At 61.7% G+C, this 22,580-nt stretch carries 22 protein-coding genes and 1 tRNA gene; 11 read left to right on the top strand and 12 right to left on the bottom strand.

What is annotated here, in order from left to right; all coding sequences use genetic code 11:
- Nucleotides 1–3: 3 nt before the first annotated feature.
- The 5 genes from BXY39_RS18520 (at nt 4) to BXY39_RS18500 (ending at nt 7,267) form a co-directional block, all read left to right on the top strand.
- The gene (locus tag BXY39_RS18520) at nt 4–2,406 is read left to right on the top strand and encodes a PEP/pyruvate-binding domain-containing protein (RefSeq protein WP_121940402.1); all 2,403 of its coding nucleotides are present in this window, start codon (nt 4–6) and stop codon (nt 2,404–2,406) included.
- Nucleotides 2,375–2,992: a gamma-glutamyl-gamma-aminobutyrate hydrolase family protein gene (locus BXY39_RS18515; RefSeq protein WP_121940401.1), complete on the top strand. Its 618-nt coding sequence runs from the start codon at nt 2,375–2,377 to the stop codon at nt 2,990–2,992. Before BXY39_RS18520 ends, BXY39_RS18515 begins: the two co-directional genes overlap by 32 nt.
- Nucleotides 2,989–3,840, top strand: a complete 852-nt coding sequence (locus BXY39_RS18510; protein WP_121940400.1) for a phosphocholine cytidylyltransferase family protein — start codon at nt 2,989–2,991, stop codon at nt 3,838–3,840. The genes BXY39_RS18515 and BXY39_RS18510 overlap by 4 nt, the downstream gene beginning before the upstream one ends.
- 2 nt (nt 3,841–3,842) lie before the next feature.
- Nucleotides 3,843–5,507 carry a sulfotransferase family protein gene (locus BXY39_RS18505; protein WP_121940399.1) on the top strand — a complete coding sequence of 555 codons (1,665 nt, stop codon included), beginning with the start codon at nt 3,843–3,845 and terminating at the stop codon, nt 5,505–5,507.
- Nucleotides 5,508–5,776: 269 nt separating this feature from the next.
- Nucleotides 5,777–7,267: an alanine/glycine:cation symporter family protein gene (locus tag BXY39_RS18500; RefSeq protein WP_121940398.1), complete on the top strand. Its 1,491-nt coding sequence runs from the start codon at nt 5,777–5,779 to the stop codon at nt 7,265–7,267.
- Between the two features lie 28 nt (nt 7,268–7,295).
- Here BXY39_RS18500 and BXY39_RS18495 read toward each other — a convergent pair whose 3' ends face one another.
- A complete protein-coding gene (locus BXY39_RS18495; RefSeq protein WP_121940498.1) occupies nt 7,296–8,129 on the bottom strand; it encodes an SIS domain-containing protein in 834 nt (277 codons plus the stop codon).
- A 221-nt stretch (nt 8,130–8,350) separates the two neighbouring features.
- On the opposite strand from BXY39_RS18495, the gene BXY39_RS18490 reads away from it, so the two are divergent.
- A complete protein-coding gene (locus BXY39_RS18490) occupies nt 8,351–9,163 on the top strand; it encodes a phosphodiesterase (protein ID WP_121940397.1) in 813 nt (270 codons plus the stop codon).
- On the top strand, nt 9,160–9,951 hold the full coding sequence (locus BXY39_RS18485; protein WP_121940396.1) for an HAD-IIA family hydrolase: 792 nt from the start codon (nt 9,160–9,162) through the stop codon (nt 9,949–9,951). Before BXY39_RS18490 ends, BXY39_RS18485 begins: the two co-directional genes overlap by 4 nt.
- Nucleotides 9,952–10,168: 217 nt before the next feature.
- Here the strand turns inward: BXY39_RS18485 and BXY39_RS18480 are convergent, their stop codons facing one another.
- The 6 genes from BXY39_RS18480 to hemC all read right to left on the bottom strand — a co-directional run bounded on the left by BXY39_RS18480 (nt 10,169) and on the right by hemC (nt 15,629).
- Nucleotides 10,169–10,957 carry an AbiJ-NTD4 domain-containing protein gene (locus BXY39_RS18480; RefSeq protein WP_121940395.1) on the bottom strand — a complete coding sequence of 263 codons (789 nt, stop codon included), beginning with the start codon at nt 10,955–10,957 and terminating at the stop codon, nt 10,169–10,171.
- 22 nt (nt 10,958–10,979) lie between these two features.
- Nucleotides 10,980–11,055 (bottom strand) — tRNA-Thr (locus BXY39_RS18475).
- A 134-nt stretch (nt 11,056–11,189) separates the two neighbouring features.
- Nucleotides 11,190–12,575: a tetratricopeptide repeat protein gene (locus BXY39_RS18470; protein WP_121940394.1), complete on the bottom strand. Its 1,386-nt coding sequence runs from the start codon at nt 12,573–12,575 to the stop codon at nt 11,190–11,192.
- Entirely contained in the window at nt 12,572–13,891 is a 1,320-nt protein-coding gene (locus BXY39_RS18465; protein WP_121940393.1) for a COG4223 family protein, read from the bottom strand. Before BXY39_RS18465 ends, BXY39_RS18470 begins: the two co-directional genes overlap by 4 nt.
- An 86-nt stretch (nt 13,892–13,977) precedes the next feature.
- Nucleotides 13,978–14,676, bottom strand: a complete 699-nt coding sequence (locus tag BXY39_RS18460; RefSeq protein ID WP_121940392.1) for a uroporphyrinogen-III synthase — start codon at nt 14,674–14,676, stop codon at nt 13,978–13,980.
- Complete coding sequence (hemC, locus tag BXY39_RS18455; protein WP_121940391.1) at nt 14,673–15,629, bottom strand: hydroxymethylbilane synthase; 957 nt, start codon at nt 15,627–15,629, stop codon at nt 14,673–14,675. The genes BXY39_RS18460 and hemC overlap by 4 nt, the downstream gene beginning before the upstream one ends.
- Nucleotides 15,630–15,751: 122 nt before the next feature.
- Here hemC and tsaD point away from each other — a divergent pair, with 122 nt between their 5' ends.
- The 4 genes from tsaD (at nt 15,752) to BXY39_RS18435 (ending at nt 18,734) form a co-directional block, all read left to right on the top strand.
- On the top strand, nt 15,752–16,903 hold the full coding sequence (gene tsaD, locus BXY39_RS18450; RefSeq protein WP_121940390.1) for a tRNA (adenosine(37)-N6)-threonylcarbamoyltransferase complex transferase subunit TsaD: 1,152 nt from the start codon (nt 15,752–15,754) through the stop codon (nt 16,901–16,903).
- Between the two features lie 109 nt (nt 16,904–17,012).
- Entirely contained in the window at nt 17,013–18,005 is a 993-nt protein-coding gene (locus tag BXY39_RS18445) for an NAD(P)H-dependent glycerol-3-phosphate dehydrogenase (RefSeq protein WP_121940389.1), read from the top strand.
- Between the two features lie 15 nt (nt 18,006–18,020).
- Nucleotides 18,021–18,329 carry a YciI family protein gene (locus BXY39_RS18440; protein WP_121940388.1) on the top strand — a complete coding sequence of 103 codons (309 nt, stop codon included), beginning with the start codon at nt 18,021–18,023 and terminating at the stop codon, nt 18,327–18,329.
- 24 nt (nt 18,330–18,353) lie between these two features.
- The gene (locus BXY39_RS18435) at nt 18,354–18,734 is read left to right on the top strand and encodes a Rieske (2Fe-2S) protein (protein ID WP_121940387.1); all 381 of its coding nucleotides are present in this window, start codon (nt 18,354–18,356) and stop codon (nt 18,732–18,734) included.
- 62 nt (nt 18,735–18,796) lie between these two features.
- Here BXY39_RS18435 and BXY39_RS18430 read toward each other — a convergent pair whose 3' ends face one another.
- The 5 genes from BXY39_RS18430 to BXY39_RS18410 all read right to left on the bottom strand — a co-directional run bounded on the left by BXY39_RS18430 (nt 18,797) and on the right by BXY39_RS18410 (nt 22,361).
- Entirely contained in the window at nt 18,797–19,261 is a 465-nt protein-coding gene (locus BXY39_RS18430) for a PAS domain-containing protein (RefSeq protein ID WP_121940386.1), read from the bottom strand.
- A gap of 111 nt (nt 19,262–19,372) precedes the next feature.
- Nucleotides 19,373–19,999, bottom strand: a complete 627-nt coding sequence (locus BXY39_RS18425; protein WP_147453641.1) for a hypothetical protein — start codon at nt 19,997–19,999, stop codon at nt 19,373–19,375.
- Between the two features lie 247 nt (nt 20,000–20,246).
- On the bottom strand, nt 20,247–20,795 hold the full coding sequence (locus BXY39_RS18420; protein WP_121940384.1) for a tetratricopeptide repeat protein: 549 nt from the start codon (nt 20,793–20,795) through the stop codon (nt 20,247–20,249).
- A gap of 93 nt (nt 20,796–20,888) precedes the next feature.
- Complete coding sequence (locus BXY39_RS18415; RefSeq protein WP_121940383.1) at nt 20,889–21,449, bottom strand: SixA phosphatase family protein; 561 nt, start codon at nt 21,447–21,449, stop codon at nt 20,889–20,891.
- Nucleotides 21,450–21,479: 30 nt separating this feature from the next.
- Nucleotides 21,480–22,361, bottom strand: coding sequence for a class I SAM-dependent methyltransferase (locus tag BXY39_RS18410; protein ID WP_147453640.1), 882 nt, complete (start codon nt 22,359–22,361; stop codon nt 21,480–21,482).
- Nucleotides 22,362–22,580: the final 219 nt, after the last annotated feature.

The following is a 22,580-nucleotide window of genomic DNA, read 5'->3' as shown; positions in this document are numbered from 1 at the left end:
CTCATGACCCTGCACCAAACCGTCGTCACCGTTGCTTTCGCAGAAAAATCCCGGACCCTTGCACGGCTGGCGCCGGTCTTGCGATCAGGCATTATTCTTGATCAGGCGACATTGAGACTGGATGACTGGCAGGCGGATCCGGGGGAACGTCTGGACGAGGTGCTGGCCCTGCCCTGGGGCGATAAAAGCCTGATCGTCCGCTCCAGCGCGGCGGCTGAGGATCAGGCATCCCAGTCGCTGGCCGGGCGGTTTCATTCGGCGCCGGACGTGCGCGGCCGGCAAGCCCTGGCGGACGCCATAGAGGCGGTCTTTGCATCCTACGGCGACACCACGCAGGGCAATGAGCATGTTCTGATCCAACCCATGCTGAACGGCGTTCTGCTGTCGGGCGTGGCCGTCAGCCGTGAACACGGCAGCGGCCGCCCGTATTATGTGATCAATTACTGTGAGAACGGCGACTCTGCCGCCGTCACCGGCGGCCGCACAGGCGATACCAAGGTCGTCTATCATTTCCGCGGCAGTGTGGAAATGCCCGAAGGCCGGATTGGCGCGGTGATCCGCCTGCTGCAGGACGTGGAGCAACTGACCGGCAGCAATGCCGTCGATATCGAATTCGCCTTTACCACTGACGAACGCCTGCCCGTCCTGTTGCAGGCCCGCCCCATAGCCAACTGTCCACGCCACAGCGTCGCCACGGCAGAGCACAACCGTACCCTTCACAGGGTACAGGAAAAGGTGGCGCGCCTGACCGCCGCGCATCCGCTGGCACTGGGACGGCGGTCCGCGCTCGGGGTCATGCCGGACTGGAACCCGGCGGAAATCATAGGCACCCGGCCACGACCGCTGGCATTCTCGCTGTACCGTACGCTGGTGATGGACGAGGTCTGGGCGCAGCAGCGCAGGGACTATGGCTACCGCGATCTGCGGGGGTTTCCGCTGATGGTGGATCTGGCCGGCCAGCCTTTCGTGGATATTCGCGCCTGTTTCGAATCCTTTATCCCCGCCGATCTGGATACAGCGGCCGCCACCCGGCTGGCCGAGCATTACATGGAACGTCTTCTGGAATGCCCCGATCTGCATGACAAAGTGGAATTCGACATTGTGTTGTCCTGTTTCACCTTCGATCTGGGCGACCGGCTTGCCGCGCTGGACTATGCCGGCTTTACAACGCGGGAAAGGGACGCGATCGGCAACGGCCTTCTGTCCCTGACCAAGCGGAATCTGGAAGGAACCGACAGGCCGTGGGACAGGGACCGAGCCGCCCTGCTGGGCCTGAATGACCGCAGACGGCAGGTGATGGGTGACAATGCGCTTGGCCCCCTGGACAGGGTGTACTGGCTGATCGCCGACTGCCGGCGCATGGGTACGCGTCCCTTTGCCGGACTTGCCCGGATGGGCTTCATCGCCCAGCAGATGCTGCGGTCCCTTATGACCGCCGGCCTGATCAGTCCGGAAGATCACCGGACCTTCATGATGGACCTGCACACTGTTTCAAGCCAGCTGCAGCAGGATTTCACAGCGCTGAGCCGTCATGATTTTCTGCGACGGTACGGGCATCTGCGTCCCGGGTCATACGATATTCTGTCGCCGCGCTATGACGAAGCACCGGAGCTTTATTTCAATGATGACAAGGGTGGCGAAACCGGGCGGACGGTCCGTTCCGCACCCCTTGGCGCGCACGGCGTCAATCTGTCGGCTGAACAGGGACGTCTTATCGACAACCGGTTGCGGGATGCGGGGCTGGACCTGGACACGGCCACACTGTTCGACATCATGGCCAAAGCGATCCGCGACCGTGAATGGGCCAAGTTCGAATTCACGCGCAACCTGTCGGACGCCCTTGCGCTGCTGCGCCACTGGGGCGAGACGGTCGGCCTGACGGCAGAGGATCTGAGCTTTGCCGATATTGATGTGGTCACACGCTGCCATGCCTCGGCCGAAGATCCGGTGGCGCTTTTTCATGACAGTATCCTGAGGGGGCGCAAGCGTTTCGCCATTACGGCACAAACCGTTCTGCCGCCGCTGATCGCCGGCCCTGACGACGTGCGCACCTTCACGCTGCCGGTGGCAACGCCCAACTATATCTCCAGAAACCAGGCCGTCGGTCCCGTCGTGACCGAACCGGATCAGGGCCCACTGGACGGCGCCATCGTCATGCTGCCCAATGCGGATCCGGGCTTTGACTGGCTTTTCACACACCGCATCGCCGCCCTTGTCACCGCCTATGGCGGGGCCAATTCGCACATGGCCATCCGCGCCAGCGAACTTGATCTGCCCGCCGTGATCGGGGCCGGCGAGCGGCTGTTCGACACATGGTCCCGGGCCTCCATGCTGAGGATCGACTGCGCCAATCATATTGTTTCGGTTCTGCCCCATGCCGGCTCCACTCAAACGCATCGCGGTTAGTCAGCGGGTGACCGTGGACGGCGCCACCGGCGAACGGCGCGATGCGCTCGACCAGCGCTGGCCGGCGTTCCTGAAAGCGTGCGACTGTCTCGGTGTGGCCATGCCGAACGATCCGGCCGTGGCGGTGTCGTTGTTGACCGAAACAGGCTGTCGGGGCCTGCTGTTGACCGGCGGCAACGATCTGCACGGGCTGGGCGGCGGTGCGCCCGAACGCGACCGGACGGAAACCTGTCTCATCACCACGGCCCTGGATCGGGCCCTGCCCGTGATCGGTGTCTGCCGGGGCATGCAGATGATACAGCAGTTTTTCGACAACCCGCTGGAGACGGTGGAGGGGCATGTCACCGCCCTTCAGGACATCGACATTGCCGGCACACGGCAGCAGGTCAACAGTTATCACCAGTACGGCGCCGTCGAAACACGGCCGCCCCTGGAAGCCTGGGCCATAGCGGATGACGGCGTTATCAAGGCGGTGCGTCATCAAAGCCGCTGCGTCATCGGCATCATGTGGCACCCGGAACGGATCAGCCCCTTCCGCACATCCGACATACGCCTGTTCGACCATGTTTTTGGAGAACGGCCATGAAAGCCGTGATACTGGCCGCCGGGCGCGGCAGCCGGCTGGGCCGGTTGACGGCGGAGCGTCCCAAATGCCTGCTGACCGTTGCGGGCAGATCCCTTATCGCATGGCAGCTGGAGGCCCTGCGGCAGGCGGGCCTTGACGATATCGCCGTGGTGCGCGGCCATGCCGGTGCCTGCCTGAACCCTCACAGCGTGCCCGGCACGGTGACCTGTATCGACAACCCCGACTGGGCCCATAGCGAAATGCCCATGTCACTGTATGCGGCGCAAACATGGCTGGGCGATACGGACTGCGTGGTCAGCTATGCCGATATTCTGTACCCGGCCGCCGCCGTGCGGGCCCTGCTGGATACGCCCGCACCGGATGCCGCCATCCTTTACGACCCCAACTGGCGCGACCTGTGGCAGCGGCGCCTGGAGGACCCGGACGCGGATGTGGAGCGGTTCGCCCTGGACCGGCACGGGCGCATCACCGGCCTGAGCGGGCCGCCGATCGCGGGCGAGGCGATCGATGGCCGCTTCATCGGTCTTTTCAGGTTGACGGCAAAGACACGGGAAAGACTGTTCACTGCCCTGGCGGACCTGCCCGAGGCGCGCCGGCATCGCACGGACATGACCGGGGCACTCGACCTTTTGATCCGCGGCGGGCTTGCCATCAGCGGACAGCCCTATACGGGCGGCTGGATGGAAATCGATGAGGCACGCGATCTGGACCTGGCGGAAACCATGGTCCGGCAGGGTGCGCTGCCGCTGGGCGGACCCACGGCCGGCACTGCGTCCGTCAACGGCAGGCAATCCGATACAGGGTCCGGCGCCGGGTCCCGACCCGCACATCTTATGGAAGGATCGTAATCATGGCCGACGGCGACACCATGCCTTTGAAAACCCCGGCGAAAAAACAAACGGAAAAGACGGGCACCGGCGCAATCGATCCGGATATCATCCATCGCTACCGGGTGATCAATGTGGTTGCGGTACAGAATTGGGGCCGGTCCGGGTCCACCTTTCTGCAAAGCCTTCTGGACAATCATCCGAATATTGTGAGCACACCGAATTTCTATTCGCGCGCCTATTTTGAAATATGGGAAAACGCGCTGGCGGAAAAGGCGGATCCGGAAAAAACTGCAACTTTCATGGAAAAGTTCCGCCAGTGGTTCGACCCGGCGCTTGTGGACCATACCGCCGGACTGCACCGGCTAGGCCCGGACCAGAATCAGGTGGCCGGTGTGAACCGGGACCTGTTCGCGCAGTATCTTACGGCCTTTTTCAAGAAGAACGCGATGACGCGCCGAACTCTGTTCATCGGTGCGCATCTGGCCTATGCCCTTGCCCTGGGGCGCGGCGGCGACCTGGGGGATGATTTGTGGATCCTCTACCCTGTACACGGGCGCGGCCGTAAGGTCGCCGACACCCTGCTGGAGGATTTTCCCGACAGCCGATTTATCCATACATTGCGGGAACCGGTGGCCAATTTCGCCTCAAGCATCGCGCATCTGCGCGGCACCAACCGCACTTACAAGCACCCTTCCGTCTGGTCCGTCCTGCGCATGCAATATGCCGCAAGGTCGCTGGAGAAGGGCTTCACCCTGCACAATGATTTCGCTTACGACAAAGGCCTGGCGGAGAACGGTCAGGTCTGCGCCATCCGGCTGGAAGACCTGCACACCGCGCCGCAGGATATGATGAAAACGGTTGCGGGCTGGCTTGGCCTTGCATGGCACCCCTGTCTGCTGGAAAGCACCTTTGACGGCAAGATCTGGTGGAACCGACCGGAAAGCCCACGCCTGAAAGGGTTCCAGACAACGCACCTGTCACGCAATGTCACCACCTGCCTGTCCAGGCTGGACCGTTTCCGCGTGCGCGAAATCGCCAGACCGAAACGGCTGAAATGGGGGTATGAAAAAGACAAACGGTCAACACTGAAAAGCGCGCTGTACACCACCGCCTTTTACACAACACTGTGGGTGCCCTGGCGGCAGGAATGGCGGGAACGACCGTCCGCACACCGGATTGTGGACATGCTGTCGCGCGTCAGGAAACTGCTGCCGCCGGACTTGCGCGCCCGCGTCGACGAAGACATGACACGAGAGACCACCCGTTTCACCTATCTGAGTTATCAGAGGGGTACGGAAACACTGCGAAGCGCCATGAAACCGGAAGACCAGCACAATCCGGTGCGCTGCCTGATCGTCCTGTATAAAACGAGCCCTGAGGAAGACGGCTACAAAGGCAGGATCTATGAGGACCTGCCGGTATCGGGAACGGAATCAGCGCGGGATGAAATCGGTGTCTGGTTCGATGACGAAGTTATCAACCCCGCCGTTTCAGAGCGGCAAAGACCGGTGCCGGGCCTCTATGACATCGCCCGGCTTTGTCTGGCGGTATCCGATTATATCAGTGTCCGCTGGCTGACCATGAAAGCCCATATCCTGTCGCGCAGACGGATCGCGGACACACTGCCCCATATGGCACCGCACCCGGCTGAGGGCGACATATCGACCCGGATACCCGACGCCTGATATGGTGCCCGCCGGACACGGCGGAGATCGATAAGCTCTCTTTTTGAAATGGTGGATATGAGTGTTCCAGCCTACCCCGGGCAAGCGGCTGCAGGATTTATGTATGCCTGAAAGAAAATTGTCTCATTTATATTATATGTAATATTGAATAAATCTCATAACCCGATAAAAGGCAGGGGCCGGCCAATCGCAGCGAACACCGCGACAACCGTTCATGACGGCCACGGGAAAGACGGAAAGCAGGGCCTGCGGATACCCACACACGCTGCATGCCGATTGAAACAGAGGGGGAAATTGTGGCCATTGAAACGGCGATAAACGCGGTCCTTGGCCCCATCACCGGGGTCATATATGACACTGTTTTCTTTTCGGTTGAAATCGGCACGGTCGCCCTGCCTTTCGTCGTTATCTGGCTGATCGGCGCGGCTGTTTTCTTCACCATAAGGCTTGGTTTCATCAATCTGCGCGGCTTCGGCCATGCGGTCAGGCTTGTGCGCGGCGATTATTCGCAAGCCACGGCCGAGGGCGATGTCTCCCACTGGGGTGCCCTTTCAACCGCCCTGTCCGGCACCGTCGGTGTCGGCAATGTCGCCGGTGTGGCGCTGGCCATTTCCCTGGGCGGGCCGGGGGCGGCATTCTGGATGGTGGTGGCCGGCTTTCTAGGCATGACGACCAAATTTGTCGAGTGCACGCTGGCGGTCAAATACCGCCGGCGCAATGCGGACGGCAGCTTTTCCGGCGGGCCGATGTATTTTCTGCCGATCGCGTTTTCCAAACTGGGTCTGCGCCGGGCCGGCGTGGCCGCCGCGGGCTTCTTCGCCGTGGCAACCGTATTCGGCTCGACAAGTCTTTTCCCCATCAATCAGGCCTATGTGCAATTCTCATATGTCAGCGGTCTTGAAGGGGGCCTGGCCTTCGGCATTGTCATTGCGGTTCTGGTCGGGCTGGTGATCATCGGCGGCATCAGAAGCATTGCCAAAGTCACCGGTATTCTGGTGCCGATCATGTGCGGCAGCTATATCCTGGCGGCGCTGGCCGTGATCCTGTCGCACGCTGCCGACCTGCCCGGTGTCGTCGGCATTATCCTTGCGGACGCCTTTTCCCTCGGCGCTGTGGGCGGTGGGTTTGTCGGCAGCCTGATCATCGGCTTCCAGCGCGCGGCCTATTCCGGTGAGGCCGGCCTGGGGTCCGCCGCGATCGCCCATTCGGCCGCACGCACATCGGACCCCATTGCCCAGGGGTTTGTCGCCCTTCTCGAACCCTTTTTCGATACCGTTGTCGTCTGCAGCCTGACGGCCCTTGTCATCGTGTCGACCGGTCTGCACACCGCAAGCGATCTGGAGGGCATTGAAATCGCCTCCGCCGCCTTTGCCAACGTGTTTCCGTGGTTTCCGCCCCTGCTGGCGCTGACGATCGTCCTGTTCGCCATATCGACCCTGATCGCCTGGGCCTATTATGGCGAACGGGCCTGGGGCTATCTGTTCGGGGAAACCCCGCGGCGGCGGCTTCTGTTCAAGGCGCTTTTCCTCAGCATCGTGGCCGTCGCCCCCACATTCAGCATTATCGAGGCGATCCGCTTTCTCGATGCGATGATTTTCGCCATGGCCTTTCCGAATATCTGCGCGCTGTATCTTTTCTCGGGCGAGATCGCAGCCGACCTGAAAGCCTATTGGGCGAAGGTCCGCGCACACGGCACAGACGGCACGGGCGCATCACGGCCCGCCGCCGCCCGCCGCCTGGCGGAACGACAAGCGCCGTGACCGCGAAGGTATCGCCATGAACGCACGGTCAGATCCGCTTTGTGGACAACACATCAAAGGTGTGGCGCAGGGTTTCAACCGCATCATCATGATTGGCCAGCGCGAGACAGGCAATCAGCGCGTCGACGATTGCCAGCTGCACCAGACGGCTTGTCATGGCCTCGGTACGGAACCGGGTCTCGCGGGCCATCGTCTGCAGCACCACGTCGGCATGACGCTGGATCGGCGATTTGCCGAAATTGGTAATGACGATGGTTTTGGCACCCGCTTCCTTCGCCAGACGGGTCGCGGCAATGGTTTCCTGCGTACTGCCGGAATGCGATACGGTCAGCACGGCGACACGCTCATCCGTCAGGGATGCGCAAATGGCCTGGGCGTGCGAATCAACGGCAAGGCGGCAATTCATACCGATGCGCAGCATCCTGTAATAGGCATCTTCCGCAATGGGCGCCGCGCTACCAATGCCATACAGCTCCACCCGGTCAGCGGCCAGAAGCGCGTCAACCGCCTTGCCCATTTCATCAGGGTCGAGAACCCGCAACGTGTCCTGCATCGCCTGCATACCGCTGGCAAAAATCTTTTCAATAACCCGCCCGGTGGTGTCCCGGGGGTCAAGATCCTCGTGGATATATTGCGTCGGATTGACCAGATCCTGCGCCAGCGACAGTTTAAGCTGCTGGAAGCCGGTGGTGCCGATCTGCTGGCACAGTTTGACAACCGCGCCTTCACTGGCGCCGACGGTGTCGGCAAGCTCGGTGATGGACATCTGCACCACGTCATGCGCGTGGGCAACGATATGGGCGGCAATACGCCGGGACGTGGGGCTCAGACTGTCGAGACCGGCCTGAAGGCGGGACAGCACACCTTCAACCGGTTTGTGACGCCGCCGTCCCCGCCGCGCAGGGGGCGAAGCGGCCCCGGATACCCCTGTCTTGTTGATGCGGGCCGACATGGCACCCTCCCGGTTGTTGGAACCGTTTTTCCCGATTATGGCCCTGTCGGACACACGAAACGGCCCCACTGCCCATCCACAATGGTCACGGCCGCAAACCTAGCCGCCGAACCTGCAAATGAACAAGTCTCATGATTATTGCCCAAATCACTGATTGTCATATCACCGCCCCCAGAACCCTGGCGTACGGGCATGTGGACCCGCTGCCGCGCCTGAAAGCTGTGATCGCCCTTTTGAACCGGCTGAAACCCCGTCCAGACCTGGTTCTTGCAACAGGCGATCTGACGCAAAATGGGGCGACAGAGGAATATGGCGCCCTGCGATCCGTGCTTGAAACACTTGCCATGCCGGTCTTTCCACTGATGGGCAATCATGACAGGCGCGATAGCTTCAAGGCGGCATTCGCGCCCGGTCTCCAAGATGCCGGGCAAGATACCGGGCCAGACCCTTTTCTGCAGTATGCAATCGATTGCAAGACTTTTCGGATCCTGATGCTGGACACGGTCGGGGAAGGCGAGGGGCATGGCCGGTTCTGCGGCAAACGCCTTGCCTGGGTGGAAGAACAGGTCGCGGCGACCGACACGCCGCTGCTGATCGCCACCCACCATCCGCCGTTTCATACCGGCATCGGCTGGCTTGATCCGTCAGACCCGCCCTGGTGGACGGATCTGATGCCCTGTCTGGGACAGGCCCCCCATGTGATGCAAGTGATCAGCGGCCATGTCCACCGGACCATCACCACAAAACAGGCCGGCATCGTCTGCACAACGTCCGCCGCGACAGCGCATCAGGTTCATCTGGACCTGGCACCGGGCGCTACGGCCAGTCTGGCCATGGAACCCCCGGGGTTGAGCCTGCACCACGTCAACGCCGGTCAGGTCACGTCATTCGCGCTGACCACACAGGGCTTTTTCGACACCCGGTCCATGGAGCATGACGGATGACGGTACAAACCCTTTCCCTGTTGGATGCCGCTGCCCGTGTGGACAGCGCGAAGGCCCTTTTCGTCGACTGGGACGGCTGCCTTGCCGCGGGCAACGATCTGTTGCCCGGCGCCCGCAGATTTCTGGCGACCTATGGCGGCAAGGTCCATATCATGTCGAACAATTCGACCCGCCTGCCGCAGGATCTCTGTGCGTTTCTCGACCGTCGGGGTATCCATATCCCCGTCAACCGGATTTTTCTTGCCGGGCACTGTGCTATCACCCAGGCACGTACCCGCTACAGCAAGGTTTTCCTGCTGGGCAATCAGCAGATGCATGCCTTTGCCCATGGTATCGGGCTGACGCTGACGGCGGAAACACCCGATGCGGTGATACTGTTGCGCGACACCACCCTGACGTATGACAAGCTGACCACGGCGGTCAATCTGGTGGCCGCCGGGGTCCCCTTGCTGGTGGCCAATCCGGACCGGACACATCCCGGACAGAACAGCGTGCTGACCCCGGAAACCGGCGCCCTCCTGGCTGCCATAACCGCCTGCCTGCCCAAAGGAACGCCCAAGCTGGAAGTCATCGGCAAACCACACGGCCTGCTGTTCGATCTGGCCCTGGCAAAATGCCGGGCCCGTCCCGATGAGGTTGTCATGATCGGGGATTCCCCCGATACCGATATTCAGGGCGCCCGAACGGCCGGTCTGCAGTCCATTCTTGTCGACCGGAACAGCGAGGTGAGCATCAACAGCATCACGGAAATGGCAGCTCCCCTCGTGGGAGGACAAGCACTGGCCTAGGTTGGCGGCATCAGTATCGCTGTCCCTCAAACCATAGGCCGGCTGCACCATTTCCTATCCGATGATTTATAAGATGCAAAAAAAAGTGATGCTGCACGCCGGACTCAAACCAGCGACCTCCTCATTACGAATGCGTAGGGCTAGGCTGTAACCTACTTGAAAAATAAGTGTTTTTCGATGTGGTAGAGTCACGTTGCAAGGATATTGCAAGAACCCGTTAAGCTCCGCCGGTCCTTTTTGCAAGGTAAGTGCAGACGGCGCAGGAGACTTGGACGAGCAGTTCGGCATCCTCGGGCGCAGGCCTGCTCTGCTCGCTGACGTGCCGTCCATGCTGAGACGCAAAGCCGTAGAGTTTGCTCACCGCCTCGTCCAATGGCTTTGGCAGGTTCAGGTTCCCGACGATCTGACCAAGGGTCTGCTCGCTGCCGAGCACGTCTTGAGCAACGCACTCAACCGCTGCCATCGAGTGCGAAACCGCTCCTGTAATGTCGGGGTCGGGACGCCGCGAGATGTCCCGGATAGCTTCTTCAATTTCAGTCGCGGCATTCTTACGCCCAGTGGCATCAAGGGTCTTGGCCGCTTCGGCAGTTGCGACCTGAAAGGTCTCATCGCCTCGGTAGACGATTCCCTCGTTCGGAGCGAACTGCCAGCCGATACCTGCGCCGATGAAGAAGTCATTCATCGCCTGGGCGTACTGAACCGCGTTGTCATACCCGCGAGTGTTCTCGATATGGGCAAGCAGAGCCTCCGCAACGTCGTAGACCTTGTACCAATCGCAGTGACGAATGTCGTAGAGTACCTCGTCGCGGATGTTTGGAACTTCGCTCCAGTTGTTCGGATCAGGTGCGCCCAGCAGGACACGGCAGACCACAGAACGAATCTCGTTGTAGCTCGGTACGCAGTCGTAGGCGTTCTGAATGACGGCATAGCGAAGACCATCGGGCGCATCCGTCCTGACGGTGATCTGAGGCGTTTTCGCAAAATTGTGCCGTTTGGAGAAAGTCATGCGCGCCAACGATTTGGAAGGATGGTGCCGCACGCCGGACTCGAACCAGCGACCCCCTCATTACGAATGAGATGCTCTACCAACTGAGCTAGTGCGGCATGGCCACGGTGTGGTGGCACGGGTGATCCGTCATAAAACGGCAGACCCCGCGTGCCGGCGTTCTATAGCCGAGCAAGGGCGCAACGACAAGCCCTTTTGGATACCGTAGCGGATGCGGCCATCCACTGGCAGCCTAACGGGTGAGGATATCGGACGGCGCCGCCTGGGCGCCACCGGCAATCAGGGTGATGGTGTCGGCTTGCGGTAAAGTGTGCGCACGCGGGCCCAGACCGGACTGCATGGCCAGTGCGGGCTCCCAGTCCAGTGTATCGAAGCCGCCGCAATGGGTGCAGGACGGGGCCCAGGCCTCCATAGCGCCGCCGCAGCGTCCGCATATCCAGACGGCCGCCTGCGCCGCGCCGTCCATCGCGGCCTCGAAAGAGGCTGTGGGCTCACCCGCCATCCTGGCCAGGGCCAGCCGTGCCGACCACATACGCCTGGAGGGGCTTTCCGCCGTCAACCGGTCGAGAAGACCGCGCGCGTCCTCCAGGTCACCGGCCTGGGTCAGGGCGGTCGCCAGCAGCAGGCGGGATTCAAGATGGTCCGCATTGCGCGCAATCAGGCGCCGCACGCGCTTCAGCCAGTCGGCGCGTGACTCTGCTTCATCAAGGCGGGCCCAGGCCCGGGCAAGGCCGGGGTGGGGGGCTTTGGCCCAGGCCTCGGACAAATGCTTTTCCGCACGCGATGCCTTACCCTCTTCCATATCGAGGCGGGCGAGGGCGGCAATGGCGGGGATAAAATCCGTCCGCTCGGACAGGGAGGCGCGAAAACCTTTGCGCGCCGCCGCCATATCGCCGCGCAGGCGGGCTTCCTGCGCCTGGGCAAAATGCAGGGCGCCGCTGTGGCGGGCCGACTGATCCCTGTCCACAAAACCCATGTCCAGACGCTTCTTCAGCGTGGCCCGCGCGGACAGCCATTCGCCCGCGGCGACTTCCAGTTCAAAAAGCGTTTCCAGAACCCACGGGCTTTTCCGGTTTTCCCGCAGCGCCTCGCGGGCAAGGCGCAGGGCTTCCGCCGCACGCCCCTGATGGCGTGCCTCCCCGATCAGACCGCGCAGACCGACGAGCCGGCCATCCGCACTGTCGCTGAGGGCGCGGTAGCGCGATGCGGCGCTGGTGTGATCGCCGGACCTGAGGGCGGCTTCGGCAGCTACAAGATGCAACATGGGCTGGCTGGGCAGCAGAATTTCCGCTTCTTCCACAAGCCGGCCGGCGAGGCTGTGATCCCCCGCCGCCAGGGCAACCAGTGATTCATTCAGCCGCTTTAGGCCCCGGCGCTGGCGTTTCAAAACCGCCTCGCGCCCGATAAGCGGTGCCCACTGACGCAACCAGCCGACCAGCCATACAGTCCCACCCGCGACCGTCACCAGCAAAAGGGCCAGCAGGGCAAGGCCGGCGACACTGGTCTGCACCACCCTTCCCGCCACCGTCATGGTGACCGAACCGGGCAGATCGACCAGCCAGGCACTCAGAGCCGCCAGGAGCAGGATCAGAGCCAGGCTGATGACAAGACGTGTCACGGCAGGCTGCTTTCGTTATCTGTTTCCGGGTCCATTGCCGGCAAGGCAGGCTCGGAAACGTCCGCTTGCGCGGCCACGGCCAGTTCGGCGGCAAGGCCGTCCAGCGCCTGTTTGACCGCCATATGATCGCGCGCCGCTGCCAGCCAGTCCTGCGCGGGCTTGCGCACCGCAGGATCAAGAGCGGCAATGGTGCCCACCGCCCCTTTCAGATCGCCCCGGCCAAGCTGCCGTTCGGCATCGCGCAGCGTGGCATCCAGCCCTTCGGCGGCGGCATCCGTTCTGCGAACGGAAAACAGGCCGGCCAGAAAGCGCCCTTCGGTTTTGTCGCGGGCGGCGACGATGGCGTTGGCGACACCGTCAAAATCCGCCGCCAGCCTGTCAAAGGGCAAAACGCCCTGCCTGTGGGTGGACAATACCTCGACAAACCGGGCAAATCCGTCGGCACGGGGGGACGGCAGGTCGGACAGGGCAGCACGGAAGGTATCAAGCGCGGCGCCATACTCCCGGCCGGAAAGGGCCGTGCCCTGCAGGGCGATAAGGCTGAGGGACATGCGGCCCTCGGGACGCGCGGACAGGCCGGCCGGTTGCCGTATCTCGGTCGTGAGGGCATTCAGCGTGCCTGAAAGGCCGTCGACCTGGCGGGCCAGAACGGCCCGCTCTTCCAGGGCACGGCCCGTGACGGTTTCAACCCGCTGGATACGGGGCAGCAGCTTATCCACATCGGCGGATAGGGTGCCCAGCCGGTCACGGACATCCGTCAGCGCGGTGTCCAGACGGTCAACACCTGCCGCGGTATCACGCAGCGCCGTCTCATCCACCCGTGATATGGCGCCGGGGGTAGCTCCGGCAGTAGCACCGGCGCCGGTCGCGGGCCGCGCTTCCAGCGTGTCCAGGCGCGGGCCCATGGCGGACATTTCGTCGTCCAGCGCCGCCAGTGCACGGGTCAGACGGCCGGATACGGTTTCAAGCCGGGCGATACGGTCTTCAAGGCGGGCACGTTCCGCCCTGGCGGCATCACCGGCCCCCGGCGCCTGCCGCAGGCCAAGCCGCTGCAATCCCGCGTCAAAGTCAGGAGCGAAGTAAACCCCGGCAAGACCACCGCCCATCAGGAGCACCAGCCCCCAGGCGATCAGGCCGACCGGGCCACGCCGGCGCTGCCGTTCCTCCCCGGGCTTTTCCGTATCACGGATACCGCCGCGAGAGGGTGCGGGTGTCTCCTCGGCGATGACCTCCGCGTCCAGAACATCGTCATTGTCGGGCGTATCGCCCGGAGAGGATGCCGGGTCGGTTTTTTCGGGGCCGGACGTGGTGGTCATTGCAAGCCCTTGATCATTGAAAGCTTTGGGTCATCGAACGTCCAGTTTCACGCACCCCCCGCCCGGAAAAGTGTCCCGGCGGCTGTTCAGGGGGCCAACATCGCCAGCATGGCCTTTTCCATCGGCATGAGGGGGTGCTGAACACTGTGCCATTTGCCAAGCAGCATCTGCGTCACCCGGCTTGACAGTCCGTACGCATCGACCTTTTCAAGCCAGTAGGATTTGCCGATTTCCGCCAGCAGCTCTTCAAAGATAGAGGCTGCGCGGGGTGAATAAAAGAGGGCAACCTGGATTTCACCGGCGGCAAACTGGTCGATGATCGCCGGCGGCAAGGCCTCCAGCGGGCGCGTCTGATAGACGGTGACGGTATCGGCATCGATACCCTGATTTTGCAGGGCACCGGTGATGTCGTAAGAAATATCCTCACCGGCCAGATAGGCAAAAGCCCGCTTCAGGTCGAGACCGCATTCAGTCAGCATCGGCATCAGTTCCTTCACCGTACCGGGGCCAATGGTGACATTCTTGTAGCCCAGTGCCCGGGCTTCCGCCGCCGTGGCTTCGCCGACGGCAAAAATGGACCTGTCGCGGTCCGGCAGATTGGTCAGACCGTGACGCACGCCATTTTTGCTGGTCACGATGATCGACCGCGACGGGTGGGGAAAGGCGAAGGAAACAGGCATCACCCTGATCATGGAGCAGATTTCAACATCGAACCCCATTTTTGTGAGAAGGGTGGCGGTGTTTTCCGCTTCATCCTGCGGTCGCGTGACAAGCACACGGGTCATAACAGCAATGCCTCGATATCTTTTTCCAGTTGCGCGAAGAAGCCGGCCCCGGCCGTCTGCCTTATGGAACGGCCAAGTCCGTCGCCCAGCGGTCCGGCATCTTCCGCCGGTGCGTTCCCTTGATCGCGGATGACATGCCGTCCGTCAAGAGACAGCAGCAAACCGTCAAGATGCAGGTCCGTCCCTTGCAGGTGGGCATGGGCTGCGATCGGCGTGCGGCACGATCCGTCCAGCGCGGACAGAAACGCCCGCTCGGCACGAACGCAGACAGCCGTCTTTTCATGGTGCAGAGGGGTAAGACGCGCACGCATGGCCGTATCGTTTTCGCGGCATTCGACCGTGATCGCCCCTTGTGCCGGGGCGGGTAGAAAATCTTCGAGCGGCAGTGTTTCGGTGGCGGTGGCGGCTTCGCCCAGCCGGTTCAGACCGGCCTGGGCGAGAAATGTGGCGTGTGCCTCGCCCGCCGCCAGCTTTTTCAGGCGCGTCTGCACATTACCGCGAAAGGTGACGACCCTCAGGTCGGGTCTGCGGCTGAGCGCCAGCGCCCGGCGCCGCAGGGATGCCGTACCGAGCACAGCACCCTCGGGCAGGTTTTCAAAACAGTCAGCCACCGGGCTGATAAACGCGTCGCGAACGTCCTCACGCACCAGAAAGGCCGCCAGCATCAGCCCGTCCGGCAGGGCGGTCGGCATGTCCTTTGCCGAATGAACCGCGCAGTCGATACAGCCATCCAGCAGCGCGTCTTCGATTTCCTTGGTAAACAGGCCCTTGCCGCCCGCCGTCATCAGACTGCGGTCGAGAATCCGGTCGCCCGTGGTCTTGATCACCTCAATGCGGATGCTGTCAGCCTCCAGGTCATCATGGGCGGCAACCAGACGGTCACGGACCTGATTCGCCTGCGCCAGGGCAAGCGGGCTGCCCCGCGTTCCAATGACGATGTCTGCTTGCGGCACGGTGTCTCCCAATGATAAGGCCCCATGGATATGGCAGCGGTAAAATCACCGGCGGGACTAACGAACCTGCCGGCCATGGGTGAGGAAAATGTCTTTCTTACAGGCTGGTTATATAGACAATCATGGCTGATCCCAAAACAGAAAACCCAATCCGAAAACCGGGCGGCACAAACCGTGGCGATCCGCCGCTTGTACTGGGGCTGGAGACAAGCTGCGATGAAACCGCTGTTGCCGTGGTTGACGGTGCCGGCCATGTGCGGGCGCATCACGTGCTGAGCCAGGTACAGGCCCACGCGGACTATGGCGGCGTGGTTCCGGAAGTGGCCGCGCGCCAGCATATTCAACACCTGGACGGATTGATCCGCAAAACCCTGGACGATGCGAAGATCGGTTTTGACGCCCTTGACGCCATTGCAGCAACCAGCGGTCCCGGCCTGATCGGCGGGCTGATTGTCGGCGTGATGACGGCAAAGGCCATGGCGGCGGCCACCGGCCTGCCCTTCATTGCGGTCAATCATCTGGAAGGGCACGCCCTGTCGGCGCGCCTGACGGAAGAGATCGCGTTTCCCTATCTGCTCGTTCTGATGTCAGGCGGGCATTGCCAGATCCTGGCGGTGGAAGGGGTCGGCCGATACAGACGGTATGGCAGCACCATTGACGATGCGGCGGGAGAGGCCTTTGACAAAACGGCAAAGCTGCTGGGCCTCGGCTACCCCGGCGGGCCGGCGGTCGAACGGGAAGCCGGCCGGGGAAATCCCGACCGCTTCAAACTGCCGCGCCCCCTGATGGGGACGCCCGGCTGCGATTTCTCCTTTTCCGGGCTGAAGACCGCCGTGCGTCAGACGGCCGAAGCGCTGGTCGCCGAAAAGGGCGCCATGGATACGGCGGACAGGGCCGACCTGTGCGCCGGATTTCAGGCCGCGGTCACGGACTGTCTGGCGGACCGTGTCGGCCACGCCGTTGCCCGCTTTCAGGAAGACTATCCGGACTTTCGCGCAAAACCGGCCCCGCTTGTGGTCGCCGGCGGTGTGGCCGCGAACACGGCAATCCGCAGACGCCTGACAGACGTTGCGACATCCGCGCATATGGTCTTTCATGCGCCCCCGCTTGAATACTGCACGGACAATGGCGCGATGATCGCCTGGGCCGGCGTCGAAATCCTGAAAACCGACCCGGCCAGGGACGACATGGCCGTCGGCGCGCGACCGCGCTGGCCGCTGGACGACAGGGCGCCGGCACGGATCGGCAGCGGCAAAAAGGGTGTAAAGGCCTGAAGGTCCAACCGGCCGCCCCCAGCGATGACTTGCCAAGGTCTTGGGTTTAAGGCCAAAGTCGACCAAGCCTTAAAAAAATCGGACCTTAAACAAATATGGAGAGGCGGCCGTGCAGAGGATCGGAGTTGTCGGTGCAGGAGCCTGGGGAACAGCCCTGGCCAATGCCGCCGCAAGGGCGGGACGACAGGTCACGCTTTGGGCCCATGAGCCCGATGTTGCGACCGATATCAATCGGCACCGGCTGAACAGCATCTTCCTGCCCGGTATTCATCTGCGTGAAGAGATTACCGCCACCCATGACATGGCCGATCTGGCCGTGTGCGAAGCCCTGCTGCTGGTCGCGCCGGCACAGCACATGCGGGCAGTGACCGAACGCCTGCGCCAGCATGTATCGCCCGGTATACCCGCACTGATCTGTTCAAAAGGGATCGAGGTCGCAACCGGCAAGCTGATGAGCGTGGTTATCGCGGATACGCTTCCGGATGCCGTTCCGGCCATCCTGTCGGGCCCGACCTTTGCCGGCGAGGTGGCGCGCGGCCTGCCGTGCGCCCTGACGCTTGCCATCGCGGATGAGACCCTTGCCGATCAGATCACGGCCAGCCTGGGCCAGCCCACCTTCCGGCTGTATTCGAGCACGGATGTTCCCGGCGCCCAGATCGGCGGGGCGATCAAGAATGTCATGGCGATTGCCAGCGGCATGGTGGCGGGCCTGCAGCTTGGAGAAAACGCCCGGGCCGCCGTGATCACCCGGGGTCTTGCCGAAATGATGCGTTTCGGTCAGGCCTTTGACGCCAGGCGGGAAACCCTGATGGGACTGTCCGGCCTGGGGGATCTGATTCTGACCTGTTCCAGCCTGCAATCGCGCAACATGTCCCTTGGCAAGGCCCTGGGGGAAGGACGGCGCTTCGAGGATATCATGGCGGAACGGCGGTCTGTCGCCGAGGGCGCGCACACGGTTGAAGTGGTTGAGACCATCGCCCGGGACCATGGCATCAGCATGCCCATCGCCCATTCGGTTTTCCGTATTCTGAAGGATGGTGCCGCTGTCAACGAAGTGGTGCGGGACCTGCTTGAACGGCCTTTCACCCGCGAAATCGCTTAACACTGGAGATACCCAATGCTTTATACCCTTTTTTGTTACGATGGGCCGGACGGTGGCGCCATCAGGGCCCGCGTCCGCGACGAGCATCTGGCCTATCTGCGCGACGCGGGCACACGGGTGAAGCTGGCCGGCCCCTTGCTGTGCCCGGGGGATGACCCCAAGCCTATCGGCAGCATGATCCTGATTGATGCCGCCAGCGAAGCCGCCGTGAAACTGTTTGCCGAGAACGATCCTTACGCCAGGGCCGGTGTTTTCGAGCGTGTGGACATTCACCCCTGGCGCCCCGTCCTTGGCGACTGGGCCCCGAAAGAGACCGATCGCTGAAATCAGAAACAGGACCCGCGCGCCATGGCCGCACCGCCCCCCCTACATCTTGAAGACACCATGGCGGGTCCGGAGCCCGGGACGCGGCTGGCGACGCTGGAGGACCTTAGAAAAAAGGGTGCTCAGGACATCACCTTCCGCAGTGGCGACCATCAGGTCAGGATATTCCTGATCGTCCACGGTGATGAGATATTGGCATATGAAAACCGGTGTCCGCATGCAGGCACGCCGCTTAACCTGTATGGTCCCGATTTTTTCAACCAGTCGGGAAAACTGTTGCTGTGCCGCACCCACGGCGCCCTTTTCGAGCCCACGGACGGCCAATGCCGGCGCGGCCCCTGCAAAGGTCAGTATTTGCGCCGCATCGCCATAGACATTGACGGGGACAGCATTGTCAGTGCCTGAAATACAGGGGGCGCCCCTGTCCGGGAGTCGGTCAGGACTGGTCCACCACGACTGCTGGCCCATCAGGACTGATCGGCCCTGGGCAGATAATCCATCATGACCATCAGGCCGCTCACCCATGCCCCGTCGTCGGACAAGGGCAAACTGATGGCCCTGTACCGGCGATAGTCCTTGCGGGCAAACGCCGAAGGCTGATCCGGAATGATATAGGGGTCTCCCTTTTCGGCCGCTTCGAGCAAATGCGCGTTATAAACCCGGCCACCGGCAATACCGCGGACATCGGAACCTGTCGGGTCATACTCCATAATTGCCGTCAGCATGGTACCGATAATGCGGAACTGAAAGATATCGGGCGCAGCGGGATCACGCTCCACCACCAGGAGACGCGAAAGCCAGGGCACAAGGTCAATGGCCGAAAAATCACCGTAAGCGGGCCAGCGGCGGTCATGACGCTTGCTGTCCCAGCATCTGTAAAGAGAGGCTGCCGCGTCCCACGGTATGTCCGCAGCCTGTTTTATAAATTGCATAAAGACCGATTGTCCCCAGGATGATCCTCGGGAACTATAACGGGGGAACATAAATCTGTCAGGCACAGCGATACGCAGGCATGAAGCGCTGCCGCGAAAAGCGGCAAGCTTTCAGATCATCACCGTACCGGAACGGCGCTGCCGCAGGGTTGGTGATTTGACCTTGCCGCCAGCGCCCGGACGCTCAACCGAAATCACGCGCCAGAAAGTCTGTTGCCCTTCTTCATGCATGACAGATTTCAGCACCATCGACAGGTCCGGCGCGTAATAAACCGTATTGTTCTTGCGCTTGACACCCGCCGCCGAACGATACTCGGTTTCGATCTCAACCACGAAAACACGATGTGCGCTCTCGGACAGGTCGATGGTTTTTTCAGCCACGACGACCATGTCCACCAAAACGTCAACTGCCGTGCCTCGATCAATAATTTTCAGATTGCCGTCAAAACTGGCATGATTGCCGACCCGAAGCGGAAAAATCTGCTCAAGCAGGCTGTCGTCGAAATCCAGCTCGAACTGGTAGCCGTATTCCGTGCCGCTGATCGGATACAGACCGCGATAGTATCGGCGCTTGGCCACCTGCTCGCCGCGCCAGTTGAATTCGGTCGTAACCAGCTTGCCACGGACCCTGGTCACCTCGGCAACCAGTTCCTGACCGTGCCGCTTGATCAGGGCGCGCGTGCCGATTTGCGCGGTCGGCTCGGCTGGCAGACGCGTCGCCGGGTCACAGGCCGTCATAAAAAGTGTCAAGACTGCAAGGACCACCCGCTGCACGGCTGACACCTTCTTTCGCTTCCCAAGCCTGTTCACGCCGAAACCATGGTCCCCATCGGTGGTCATACAATCACACTCGTTCCACCGCCTGGGAACAACCTGAATGGCGCGCCCCCCGCCCCATTGCTTTTAGCACCTGCACACAGGTGGGGGAAGACTGGAGAAAGGCTTGTGCACGTCAACTTTCGTTTGGTGCAACTATCGACAGAATCTAGATATTTTTCTTTTCCAGTCCCGCCCCGCCGGCTTCCGGCATCATACCCGGCTGAACCCGGTTGTTGGCTAAAGCCAGATTGCGGCGGATAACCTCGGATTGCGGCGACAGCTTCAGACCACGCTCATATTCGCCGATAGCAGCCTCAAGGGCGCCGGTTTCCAGATAGATATTGCCACGATTGTTGTAGAAGCGCCAATCGTTGGGACGAATGCGGATCGCCATATTGCAATGTTCCAACGCATCGTCGAAAGCACGCTCGAGAATATGCACGACACACATGCCATTGTGCGACCGTGCCCGCTGGTTTTCGCTCAGGTCGCGGGTCAGGGCCCGACCGTAAAGCTCGCGTGCCTTTTCCACCTCGCCATAGATAATGGCCTCACGCGCCTGACGCAGAATATCAGGCGTCTGGAAAATCACCTCCAGCTTGGGGCCGGTCTCAATACCCATGCGTTTGGCAAGCTCACCCGCATATGCTCCCATACCACCGCTCGCTACGGAGAAAATGAAAGCCATCGCAGCAACCGCGCTCAAAAAACGCATGACAATCCTCCTTCATTGCCCCCTTCGCACAAGATGCTTTATTGCCTATCCTTGGCACAAGGCTAGCACAATGTTGCGTATCTTGTCAGCCGATCAGTCATCACAGGATGTTGAAAGGCCGGTATCCGCCATCAGTCCCTTGGGCCTGTCAAACCGGATCAGACGCCCGGATGACGGGGCAATCCGCGCAAACCTGTCCAGATTGAAACCGATCTCAAGCAGGGAACCGGTTGGCAACTTGCGCTGAAGGCGCGCACGCATCGCCTGCGGACCGCTGCCCGCCAGAAGCAGGGCCAGGTCCTGCATGCCGGGATTATGGCCCACCAGCATAACAGATGACAGCTCTGTCGGCAGGGCCTTCAGTATGCCGACAAGACTGCCGGTACCGGCCATGTAAAGAGCCGGTTCCTCAAGCACCGGCCAGTCCAGCTTCCCCGCACGGGCCACCCTTTTCCAGGTTTCGCGGGCCCGCCGCGCACTGGAGCAGATGACCGTAGGCCTGTCCATGTCGCCACAGGCGATAAGCCCGGCCATATGACGGCCCATCAGAGCCGCGGCCGTCCGTCCACGTGCATTCAGCGGCCTGTCATGGTCATCAAGACCGGGATCGTCCCAGGCCGATTTGGCATGGCGCAAAAGATAAAGACGCAGCATGGGCGGTCTCCCCGCCGGATCAGGCGGCGCTTAGGGCACCACCTTGACGAATTTCAATGTCATGCGGTCCGACTCGCCAATGGCGCGCATGGCTGCACGGTTTTCATCACCCGCGGCCAGAACGGGCGGCAAGGTCCACACCCCTTGTGAGTAATTTTTGGCATCCTTCGGATTGGCATTGATGTCCGATGCGGCCTCAAGCCTGAAACCGTAAGCCTCGACAGCGGCAATCAGTTCCGCCTGTTTCCACCGCCCGCGCCGCGTTGTCGCATGACGATCACCATGGGCGTCAGGGTCCGCGCGGTGCTGTACCACGGCCAGAACACCGTCCGGTTTCAGCATATCCCAGGACTGCCCGATCGCGTGATCGAAAAAGCCCCGCCGCACCCAGTTATGCATGGCACGAACGACCAGAACCACATCGACACTTTCCGCCGGTTGCGGTGTATCCCCGGCATTGCCGATCCATCCGGCAACGGCCCTCGACCCATAGAGCGCACGATTGGAATCGATTGTCTCCGGATAGGCCCGCAGCCGGTCCGCATAGGTATAGCCCTCATACAGGTTTGGGTGGTGCTCAAGACCGACATACAGTCCGCTGTCTTTCAACAGGGGGGCGAGAATACGGCTGTACCATCCGCCACCCGGGTTGACCTCAACCACGGTCATGGTCTCATCAATGCCGAAAAACCGCAGTACGTCTTCCGGATGGCGGTGACTGTCGCGCGCGGCATCCTCGGGTTCACGGAAGGTGTTGCGGTGCACGGCCCGCCAGACGGCATCACCCTCTTCCGCCGACACCCCGCGCGGTACCGAGGCAACGGACAGCGCCAGCAGGCTCCCTATGAGAACAAGCGCAAAAAAACGGCCATAGCTTTTTGATGACAACAATCCGGATCGGGACAATACCATATGGTCACACTCCATCAGGCCGGGAGCAGGTTGGCCCGGCCACATATCATTTCACCGATTCAATCTGTTTGCGATGAGCGTGTCAACGACGCTTGGGTCTGCGAGGGTTGATGTGTCACCGAGTGTGTCGAAGCTGTTCTCGGCGATTTTGCGCAGGATGCGGCGCATGATCTTGCCGGAGCGGGTCTTCGGCAGGCCGGGCGTGAACTGCAGCTTGTC

Source organism: Eilatimonas milleporae (assembly GCF_003688555.1).
In the GTDB taxonomy this organism is placed as follows: Bacteria; Pseudomonadota; Alphaproteobacteria; order Sphingomonadales; family Kordiimonadaceae; genus Eilatimonas; species Eilatimonas milleporae.
This window is presented reverse-complemented; position numbering and strand designations above follow the sequence as displayed.